The sequence below is a fragment of the Serratia sp. CY71090 genome (assembly GCF_052166845.1).
Classification (GTDB): Bacteria; Pseudomonadota; Gammaproteobacteria; order Enterobacterales; family Enterobacteriaceae; genus Serratia; species Serratia nematodiphila.
The window spans coordinates 16,005-25,765 of the sequence record NZ_JBJNOA010000021.1; the positions used below are offsets into that span (position 1 = coordinate 16,005).

At 56.9% G+C, this 9,761-nt stretch carries 12 protein-coding genes; 6 read left to right on the forward strand and 6 right to left on the reverse strand.

Features of this window, described 5'->3' with window-relative positions; translation table 11 throughout:
* Positions 1 to 64: 64 nt before the first annotated feature.
* Positions 65 to 271, forward strand: a complete 207-nt coding sequence (locus tag ACJ8OK_RS24040; RefSeq protein WP_004929720.1) for an alternative ribosome-rescue factor A — start codon at positions 65 to 67, stop codon at positions 269 to 271.
* Positions 272 to 328: 57 nt separating this feature from the next.
* On the opposite strand, the gene mscL is transcribed toward ACJ8OK_RS24040, so the two are convergent.
* The 5 genes from mscL to def all read right to left on the reverse strand — a co-directional run bounded on the left by mscL (position 329) and on the right by def (position 5,148).
* Complete coding sequence (gene mscL / locus ACJ8OK_RS24045) at positions 329 to 745, reverse strand: large-conductance mechanosensitive channel protein MscL (protein ID WP_261441209.1); 417 nt, start codon at positions 743 to 745, stop codon at positions 329 to 331.
* Positions 746 to 882: 137 nt separating this feature from the next.
* Positions 883 to 2,259, reverse strand: coding sequence for a Trk system potassium transporter TrkA (gene trkA, locus ACJ8OK_RS24050; protein WP_004929716.1), 1,377 nt, complete (start codon positions 2,257 to 2,259; stop codon positions 883 to 885).
* Positions 2,260 to 2,314: 55 nt separating this feature from the next.
* A complete protein-coding gene (gene rsmB / locus ACJ8OK_RS24055) occupies positions 2,315 to 3,604 on the reverse strand; it encodes a 16S rRNA (cytosine(967)-C(5))-methyltransferase RsmB (RefSeq protein ID WP_261441210.1) in 1,290 nt (429 codons plus the stop codon).
* Positions 3,605 to 3,676: 72 nt separating this feature from the next.
* Complete coding sequence (fmt, locus tag ACJ8OK_RS24060; RefSeq protein WP_004929712.1) at positions 3,677 to 4,621, reverse strand: methionyl-tRNA formyltransferase; 945 nt, start codon at positions 4,619 to 4,621, stop codon at positions 3,677 to 3,679.
* A 17-nt stretch (positions 4,622 to 4,638) separates the two neighbouring features.
* Positions 4,639 to 5,148, reverse strand: a complete 510-nt coding sequence (gene def / locus ACJ8OK_RS24065; protein ID WP_004929710.1) for a peptide deformylase — start codon at positions 5,146 to 5,148, stop codon at positions 4,639 to 4,641.
* Between the two features lie 133 nt (positions 5,149 to 5,281).
* Here def and dprA point away from each other — a divergent pair, with 133 nt between their 5' ends.
* The 5 genes from dprA to aroE are packed head-to-tail and all read left to right on the forward strand — an operon-like array spanning position 5,282 to position 8,826.
* Entirely contained in the window at positions 5,282 to 6,403 is a 1,122-nt protein-coding gene (gene dprA / locus ACJ8OK_RS24070) for a DNA-protecting protein DprA (protein ID WP_021505263.1), read from the forward strand.
* On the forward strand, positions 6,375 to 6,848 hold the full coding sequence (smg, locus tag ACJ8OK_RS24075; RefSeq protein ID WP_033631946.1) for a DUF494 family protein Smg: 474 nt from the start codon (positions 6,375 to 6,377) through the stop codon (positions 6,846 to 6,848). Before dprA ends, smg begins: the two co-directional genes overlap by 29 nt.
* Positions 6,849 to 6,873: 25 nt before the next feature.
* Complete coding sequence (locus tag ACJ8OK_RS24080; protein WP_033631947.1) at positions 6,874 to 7,419, forward strand: DNA topoisomerase family protein; 546 nt, start codon at positions 6,874 to 6,876, stop codon at positions 7,417 to 7,419.
* A 7-nt stretch (positions 7,420 to 7,426) separates the two neighbouring features.
* Positions 7,427 to 7,996 (forward strand): L-threonylcarbamoyladenylate synthase type 1 TsaC, encoded by a 570-nt coding sequence (gene tsaC, locus ACJ8OK_RS24085; protein WP_016930312.1) that lies wholly within the window; start codon positions 7,427 to 7,429, stop codon positions 7,994 to 7,996.
* A gap of 11 nt (positions 7,997 to 8,007) precedes the next feature.
* A complete protein-coding gene (gene aroE, locus ACJ8OK_RS24090; protein WP_442531156.1) occupies positions 8,008 to 8,826 on the forward strand; it encodes a shikimate dehydrogenase in 819 nt (272 codons plus the stop codon).
* Positions 8,827 to 8,864: 38 nt separating this feature from the next.
* Here aroE and ACJ8OK_RS24095 read toward each other — a convergent pair whose 3' ends face one another.
* Positions 8,865 to 9,407 carry a gamma carbonic anhydrase family protein gene (locus ACJ8OK_RS24095; RefSeq protein WP_004929699.1) on the reverse strand — a complete coding sequence of 181 codons (543 nt, stop codon included), beginning with the start codon at positions 9,405 to 9,407 and terminating at the stop codon, positions 8,865 to 8,867.
* Positions 9,408 to 9,761: the final 354 nt, after the last annotated feature.

Below are 9,761 nucleotides of genomic sequence, written 5' to 3' on the forward strand. Positions count from 1 at the left end.
TTTTTATATTGCCGGCAGTATTATCGGCTCGTTTTATTACCCTACCTTTTACAGGAGCATTATCATGACGAAATATCGTCACACTAAAGGCCAGATTCAAGATAACGCCATTGAGGCGCTGCTGCATGACCCGCTATTCCGCCAACGAGTGGAAAAGAATGTGAAAGGCAAAGGCAGCTATCGGCGTAAAGAAAAACACAACAAAGGCGGTAACTGGGAGGCCAGTGGCAAACTATCAAACGATAATTTACCACTGGCCTTCTGGTTTTAAGGCATTAAAAAAGCCACCTTCATCGGTGGCTTTTTATTGGCATAACTTAATGCTGTTTTACAGTTTTGGCTGCTGTTGCTGGCTCAGCAAATCACGGATTTCCGTCAGCAGTTTCGCTTCTGCGGTTGGTTCTGGCGGCGCTGCTGGCGCTTCTTCCTGCTTGCGGCGCACCTTGTTCATCAGTTTAATCGCCAGGAAGATAGCGAAGGCGACAATCACAAAGTCAAATACGGTCTGGATGAATGAACCATAGTTCATTACCACCGCCGGTACGGCGCCCTGAGCTTCACGTAACACCAGATGGAACTGTTTAAAATCGACGCCGCCAATCAGTAAGCCCAACGGTGGCATGATGATATCGGCCACGAAGGACGAAACAATCTTGCCGAATGCAGCACCGATAATCACACCGACGGCCAGATCGACCACGTTGCCGCGCATGGCAAATTCGCGAAACTCTTTCAACATACTCATAGAACGCACCCCTTGCAGAATTAATAACTCAAGTTTAACAAAGCAATTTCCCTTTGCCACAAATGGAGAGAAGTTTTATCTCCTCCCAAGGCAGAGAACAACTACGCAATTATAGACCATCGCCTAATAAATTCGTTCTACAAGAAGAACGGGCTCGGTTGGAACAAGCGTTCAACGTCCGGCACGAATTTCTTGTCGGTAATAAACATGATGACGTGATCGCCCTGTTCGATTTTGCTGTTGCCGTTGGCGATGATCACGTCGTCGCCACGCACGATCGCACCGATGGTGGTACCCGGTGGCAGCTTGATGTCTTCCACGATGCGGCCGACCACTTTAGATGTGCTTTCATCGCCGTGGGCAATCGCTTCGATCGCTTCTGCCACGCCGCGGCGCAGTGACGAGACGCTGACGATATCCGCTTTGCGCACATGCCCAAGCAGCGCGGAGATGGTTGCCTGCTGCGGGGAAATGGCAATATCGATCACGCTGCCTTGCACCAGATCGACATAGGCGCGGCGCTGGATCAATACCATCACCTTCTTGGCGCCCATGCGCTTGGCCAGCATGGCGGACATGATGTTGGCCTCATCGTCGTTGGTGATGGCGATGAAAACATCCACCTGCTCGACGTGCTCTTCGGCCAGCAGCTCCTGATCGGAGGCATCGCCGTAGAATACAATGGTGTCGTGCAGCTGCTCGGCCAGTTCGGCGGCGCGTTGCTGATTCCGCTCGATCAGTTTGACGTTGTAGTCTTTTTCCAGCTTGGCGGCCAGGCCGGCGCCGACGTTGCCGCCGCCGACGATCATGATGCGCTTATAGGGTTTTTCCAGCCGCTGCAGTTCGCTCATCACCGCGCGGATATGCTGTGAGGCGGCGACGAAGAACACTTCATCGCCGGCTTCGATAATGGTCGAGCCCTGCGGACGGATCGGACGATCCTGGCGGAATATGGCGGCGACGCGGGTATCGATATGCGGCATGTGCTCGCGCATTGAAGAGAGCGCATTGCCGACCAGCGGGCCGCCGTAATAGGCTTTAACCGCGGCGATGCTGACCTTGCCTTCGGCAAAGTTGACCACCTGCAGCGCGCCAGGGTATTCAATCAGCTTGTAGATATAGTCGATGACCAGCTGCTCCGGCGAAATCAGATGGTCGATTGGCACCGCTTCCGGCAGGAACAGTTTCTCCGACTCGCGGATGTATTCCGGTGCGCGGATACGGGCGATACGGTTAGGGGTATTAAACAGAGAATAGGCGATCTGGCAGGCGATCATGTTGGTTTCGTCGGAGTTGGTGACGGCGACCAGCATGTCGGCGTCTTCTGCGCCGGCTTCGCGCAGCACCCGAGGGTGGGAACCATGCCCCTGAACCACCCGCAAATCGAATTTATCCTGCAGCTGACGCAAGCGGCCGGAATCGGTATCGACGACGGTGATATCGTTGTTTTCACCCACCAGGTTTTCCGCCAGCGTCCCGCCAACCTGACCGGCACCAAGAATAATTATTTTCATCGTGTTCTCTGCTTCACACTGAAAGACTTAGGGCGCGCACGCACGCCCTGAAGCATTACATTTTAATCAGCTTAGCGTAAAAGAAGCCATCGCCATCCTCGGGATGCGGGATATTCTGTCGCCCTGGCCGCTGCGCATCGCCGGTTTCAACCAGCTTGGCATCGGCGTGGCGTTGCAAGAATGCGGCGATCTGGTTGCTGTTTTCATCCGGCAGGATAGAACAGGTGGCGTAAACCATCACTCCGCCTGATTTTAGATGCGGCCAGACGGCTTCCAGAATTTCTGCCTGCAGTGCGGCGAGTTCGGCGATGTCGCGATCGCGGCGCAGCCATTTGATGTCGGGATGACGGCGGATCACACCGGTGGCGGAACAAGGCGCGTCCAGCAGGATGCGGTCGAACTGCTTGTCCCCGCACCACTGCTGCGGAGTGCGGCCATCGCCCAGTTTAACCTCTGCGTGCAAACGCAGACGCTGCAGGTTCTCTTTGACTCGCGCCAGGCGCTGTTCGTCGATATCGACCGCCATGACGTGTGCTTTCGGCGCCGCTTCCAAAATATGCGTGGTTTTGCCGCCGGGTGCGGCGCACAGATCGAGGATCTGTTCGCCGTCTTGCGGATCCAACAGATCGACACACCCCTGGGCTGAGGCATCTTGCACGGTGACCCAGCCTTTGGCGAATCCTGGCAGATCGGTCACGGCGCAAGGCGCCAGCAAACGCAGTGCATCGGCATAGTCTGAATGAGTTTCCGCGGCGATGCCGGCGTCGTTCAGCAGCTGCAGATAAGCGTCACGGGTGTGATGCAGGCGGTTGACGCGCAGCCACATCGGCGGCTTCTGGTTATTGGCGTCGACGATCTGTTCCCAGTTGGCGGGATAAGCCTGTTGAATGCGTTTCAGTAACCAGCTGGGATGCAGATAGCGGCTGTCATTGTTGGCGGCGCGTTGCAACAGCTCTTCCTGCTGGCGCTGGAATTGCCGCAAGACGCCGTTAATCAGGCCTTTTAACTGCGGGCGTTTCAGCGCTACCGCACCTTCCACGGTTTCCGCCAGCACGGCGTGCGCCGGGATGCGGGTATACAGCAGCTGATACAGGCCGACCATCAGCAAGTAGTGCAGCGTACGCTGCTTACCGGTCAGCGGCTTGGCCATCAATTGCTGAATGCACCATTCGAGCTGCGGCAGCACGCGTAACGTGCCGAAACACAGCTCCTGCAGCAACCCGCGATCTTTGTCGCTGATGGAGGTTTGCAGCGCCGGCAGGACAGTGCTGAGCGACTGCCCCTGATCCAGCACCTGGCCGATGGCTTTGGCAGCGATGCTGCGGAGATTGTAATTATTTTTCATAGGCTGAAGCTGATAACGATCGGCATTAAGAAAATAACGGCCCGGCGATGAACGGCCGGGCAGTGGGGTGACTTACAGCCGGTTACCCGGGGTAAACCATTCACGACGTGAATTTAACAGGTCCTGCGCCGACATCGGTTTCTTGCCGGCGGGCTGCAGTTGGATCAGATTGAGGATGCCGTCGGCGGTCGCCACCTGAATGCCGTGTTTGTCGGCATGGACAACGGTGCCCGGCTCCGCGTTGGCGCTTTGCGCCAGCACGCTGGCCTGCCACACTTTTACCGGTTGATCGTCGATGGTGAAGTAGCTGATCGGCCAAGGGTTGAAGGCGCGGATGCAGCGCTCCAGTTGTGCAGCGGACAGGTTCCAGTCCAGGCGAGCTTCTTCTTTGCTCAGCTTCTCGGCGTAAGTGACCAATGCTTCGTCCTGTACTTCGCGGGTGGCGCTGCCGTCGGCCATTTGGCGCAGCGTCGTCAGCATGCCCTGCGGGCCGAGCTGGGCCAGTTTGCCGTAGAGACTGGCGCTGGTGTCGTTGCTCTCAATTGGGCAGGCGATCTTGTGCATCATGTCGCCGGTATCGAGGCCGGCGTCCATCTGCATGATGGTCACGCCGGTTTCGCTGTCGCCGGCCCAGAGCGAACGCTGGATCGGTGCCGCGCCGCGCCAGCGAGGCAGCAGCGAACCGTGTACGTTGATGCAACCGAGACGCGGCATATCCAGCACCGCTTGCGGCAGGATCAACCCGTAGGCAACAACCACCATCACGTCGGCGTTAAGATCGGCCACCAGGCGCTGGTTCTCTTCCGGGCGCAGCGATTTTGGCTGAAATACCGGCAGTTGGTGTTGTTCAGCCAGCACTTTTACCGGGCTTGGCGTCAACTTGTTGCCGCGGCCAGCCGGGCGGTCGGGCTGGGTAAAAACGCCGACAATCTGGTGCTCAGATGACAACAGCGCGTCAAGATGACGCGCTGCGAAGTCTGGTGTTCCGGCGAAAATAATCCGTAAAGAGTCAGACACGTTGATTTCCTGATCGGTTAGGCGCGGGCTTGGAGCTTGGCCATTTTTTCCAGTTTCTGACGAATGCGCTGGCGCTTCAGCGGCGACAGGTAATCGACGAACAGTTTACCCATCAGGTGATCCATCTCGTGCTGGATGCAGATCGCCAGCAGATCGTCCGCTTCCAGCTCGAAAGATTTGCCTTCGCGATCCAGCGCGCGGATCTTCACCTGCGCGGCGCGTGGTACCAATGCACGCTGCTCGGGAATGGAAAGACAGCCTTCCTCGATGCCGGTTTCGCCGCTTTTTTCCAGCAGCTCCGGATTGATCAGCACCAGGCGCTGATCGCGATTCTCGGAGACGTCGATCACGATAATGCGCTGATGGATATCCACCTGAGTCGCAGCAAGGCCGATGCCTTCCTCTGCGTACATGGTTTCAAACATATCATCCACGATGCGCTGGATATCTGCATTGACTTCTTTTACCGGCGCTGCAACTTTGCGCAGACGCTCGTCTGGGAAATGTAATACCTGCAAGACTGACATATATCTTTAGATCTGTATCCGAGTAATGAACGAGGTTTAACCTCTATTCTAGACATTTCCCGGCCTGATTGACAGCATTGCGCACCAATTGCTCAGATTGGTAATACCACCGTTTTTGCTGAGGGAACAGAGGATGCGGCCGGAAGAGATCGCTTTACGGATGCGGGGGGTTACGGGGCTGCAGACCGTCGTGGCCAGCCGGATCGTGCGGCAGTTATCGCAAATGGGTGGCGAGCCTCGCCGCGCGTTGCGTGAACTGGGATTGAATGAACGGCAACGGGCACAGTTCAACCAGACGGATCCCGGTTATCTGGCGGCCACCTTGCGTTGGCTGGAAGTGCCGGCGCACCGTATGCTGAACTATGCAGCGGCCGGCTATCCCGAATGCCTGGCTCAGATCGACGATGCGCCGCTGTTCCTGCTGATCGATGGAGATCCTCAGGCGCTGTTGCGCCCGCAACTTGCCATGGTTGGCAGCCGGCAGTTCAGCCACTACGGCGAGCGCTGGGCTAACCATTTCGCCGAGGAATTGGCGCGTTGCGGTTTCACCATCACCAGTGGTTTGGCGATCGGCATCGACGGCATTTGCCATCGCGCAGCGCTGGCGGCCGGTGGTTGCACGATAGCGGTGTTGGGCTGCGGGCTGGCCAATGTCTACCCGCGGCGGCACCACAGGCTCGCAGAGCAGATAGTCGAGCAGGGCGGTGCGGTGATTTCAGATCATTTGGTCACCGATTTGCCCCTGGCCGACCATTTTCCGCGCCGCAACCGCATTATCAGCGGGCTGAGCCAGGGCGTTCTGGTCATAGAAGCCTCGTTGCGCAGCGGTACCCTGGTGACGGCTCGCTATGCGCTGGAGCAAGGGCGTGAGGTATTCGCCTTGCCGGGGCCGTTAGGGAACCCGATGAGCGAAGGCACGCACTGGCTGATCCAACAGGGCGCGCATCTGGTCACTGGGCCGAAAGATATCGCCGAATTGCTGGGAAGCGGCCTTCAATGGTTGCCACTGAACGAAAATACAACTATTTGTGCGTCGCAGGCTGAAGTTGAATTGCCATTTGCCGATGTGTTGGCTAACGTAGGAGATGAGGTGACACCTGTTGACGTCGTCGCTGAACGTGCCGGCCAACCTGTGCCAGTGGTGGTAATCAAGTTACTCGAGCTGGAGTTAGCAGGGTGGATCGCAGCTGTACCCGGCGGCTATGTCCGAATAAGGAGGGCAAGCCATGTTCGACGTACTCATGTACTTGTTTGAAACTTATATCCACAATGAACCAGAGATGCGCGTCGATCAGGATCAACTGACCGATGATCTCGCCCAGGCGGGGTTTCATCAGGATGATATCTACAACGCGTTGAATTGGCTTGAGAAGTTGGCCGACCTGCAAGAAGGTCAAAATGCGCCTTACTTTATGGATGCCGATCCGCTGGCGATGCGGATCTATACCGAAGAGGAAAACGCGCGTTTGGACGCCGGCTGCCGTGGTTTTCTCCTGTTCCTGGAACAGATTCAGGTATTGAACCTCGAAACCCGTGAAATGGTTATCGACCGCGTTATGGCTTTGGATAATGCGGAATTCGATCTCGAAGATCTGAAATGGGTCGTGTTGATGGTGCTGTTTAATATCCCCGGATATGAAAGCGCCTATCAGCAAATGGAAGAGCTGTTGTTTGAAGTGAACGAAGGTTATCTGCATTGAGCCGATAACGCGCATAGAAGACGTTATGACAAAAAACGCGATTTTTGCCGCCAGGCAAAATGAACCCTGTCCGGAATGCGGGGCCGAGCTGGTGATCCGTAGCGGTCGCCACGGCCCTTTCCTCGGCTGTTCCCAGTACCCTGAATGCCAATATATTCGTCCGCTGAAAGCACAGGCCGATGGGCATGTCGTTAAGGTGTTGGATGGGCAACCGTGCCCGAAGTGTCAGGCGACGTTGGTGCTGCGCCAGGGGCGCTACGGCATGTTTATCGGCTGCAGCGATTATCCGCAGTGCGATCACACAGAAGTGATCGACAAGCCTGATGAAACCGCCATTACCTGTCCGCAGTGCGGCCAAGGCAAACTGCTGCAGCGCAAGTCGCGTTACGGCAAGGTTTTTCACTCCTGCGATCGTTACCCGGAATGCCAGTTCGCTCTCAACGTTAAACCCGTCGCTGGTGAATGCGCTTATTGCCATTATCCGCTGCTGATGGAAAAGCGCACGGCAAAAGGCCCCGTCCTGTGCTGTGCCAGCAAGCTGTGCGGAAAACCCGTCGCGACTACAGAATAATCACATCATGAATTCAGAATTAAGCCCGAACCTTTTATCTATCATCGATGCTTTGCATCAACAGCAGGTGATTGCGTATCCCACCGAAGCGGTATTCGGCCTGGGTTGCGATCCCGACAGCGAGCAGGCGGTCAATGCATTGCTGGCTCTGAAACAGCGGCCGTGGGAAAAGGGGCTGATTTTGATCGCCGCCGACTATGCGCAGCTTAAGCCTTATATTGACGACAGTACGCTCAGCGAACAGCAGCGCGCGACGATGTTCGCCAGCTGGCCTGGGCCGGTAACCTGGGTTTTGCCCGCTCGGCCGGAGACGCCGCGTTTGTTGACCGGACGTTTCAGTTCACTGGCGGTGCGCGTCAGCGATCATCCGCTGGTGCAGTTGCTGTGCCGGCAGTATGGCAAGCCGCTGGTGTCGACCAGCGCCAATCTCAGTGGGCTGGAACCGTGTCGCAGTGCGGATGAGGTCACACGGCAATTCGGCGAGGCTTTCCCGGTATTGGCCGGCAAGGTAGGCGGCCGTCTTAACCCTTCCGAAATCAGAGATGCTCTGACCGGCGAACAGATCCGTCAGGGCTAGAGGAAATGAGCATGGAGAAGTTTGCGGTATTTGGCAACCCTATCGGCCACAGCAAGTCGCCGCGAATTCATGCGCTATTCGCTGCCCAGACTGGCATAGAGCATCCTTATGGAACAGTGCTGGCGCCGCTGGACGGTTTTGAAACCAGCTTGCAGGCGTTTATCCGCGCCGGAGGGCAGGGGGCGAACGTCACGGTGCCTTTCAAGGAGCGAGCTTATTCGGCCGCCTCTGAACTGAGTGAGCGCGCGGCGATGGCCGGTGCGGTCAACACCCTGAAGGTATTGCCGAATGGCGGTCTATTGGGGGACAACACCGACGGCATCGGTTTGCTGACCGATCTGCAGCGTCAGCAATTGATCCGGCCGCAGGATCGCATTCTGCTGGTGGGTGCCGGCGGCGCGGCGCGCGGCGTGATCCTGCCGCTGCTGTCTTTCGGCTGCCGGCTCACGATCACCAACCGCACTTTCAGCCGGGCCCAAGAGTTGGCCGACGCTTTCCGGCATCTGGGGGAGATCTCGGCGGCGCCGATGGATCAACTGGATCAGCAAGCGTTCGATCTGGTGATCAATGCGACGGCGTCCGGCATCAGCGGGGAGATCCCGGCGTTGCCTGCAGGCGTGGTGAATGCGCAAACCTGTTGCTATGACATGTTCTATCAGCAAGGCGTTACGCCATTTCTGGCCTGGGCGCAGCAGCAGGGCGCAACGGAATACGCCGATGGGCTGGGTATGCTGGTGGGGCAGGCGGCGCATGCTTTCCTGCTGTGGCACGGAGTAATGCCAGAGATAGAACCAGTCTTGCGCCAGCTGCGCAGCGAGCTGGCGGCATAAATCCTACCCCGTTCTCTTTATAGGGAACGGGGCGCCCATCAGATGTCTTCCGACAGGTATTCATCTTTCCAGCGTACATAGTTGTTAGAAGAATAAAGCAATCCCTCCAACTCGGCGGCGGTCAACGGCCGAACCTGGCGTGCCGGGCTACCCATATAAAGATAGCCGCTGGCCAGGCGTTTGCCCGGCGCCACCAAACTGCCGGCGCCAATCATCACGTCGTCTTCTACAACTACGCCGTCCAACAGGATCGATCCCATCCCGACCAGCACCCGGTTGCCGATGGCGCAGCCGTGCAGCATCGCTTTATGGCCCACGGTAACGTCTTCGCCAATTAACAGGGGATAACCGTCGGGGTTATGTTCGGAGCGGTGAGTCACATGCAGCACGCTGCCGTCCTGAATATTGCTGCGTGCGCCGATCTTTACCGCATTGACGTCGCCGCGAATGGCGACCAGCGGCCAGATGCTGACGTCATCCGCCAGATCGACGTCGCCGATGACGACGCTGGAAGGATCGATCAAGACGCGCTGACCGAGTTTGGGGGTGTATTGAAGATAAGAACGTACTGCATCGGACATGGTGCTTGCCTCACGTCGGGATCATATTTACCGGCAATACTAGACCCTGGCGATGGAATTACAACCAATCGCAGCGCCGGATCCTGCGGAAAATGGCCCTGATCGCACAAGATCCACCCGGAAGGGCTGAAAAGTGTGCAAACGGAAAGAAAAGATCAAAAAAGGGGTTGTGCAAAAAACTCGGATCCCTATAATGCGCCTCCATCGACACGGCGCAAGTGATTCACTTCACACGGCGGCCGGGAAGAAAGAGAAAAAATCCTGAAAATTAGGGTTGACTCTGAAAGAGGAAAGCGTAATATACGCCACCTCGAGTTAGCAAGCGAAAGCGCCTAACTCACTGCTCTTTAACAA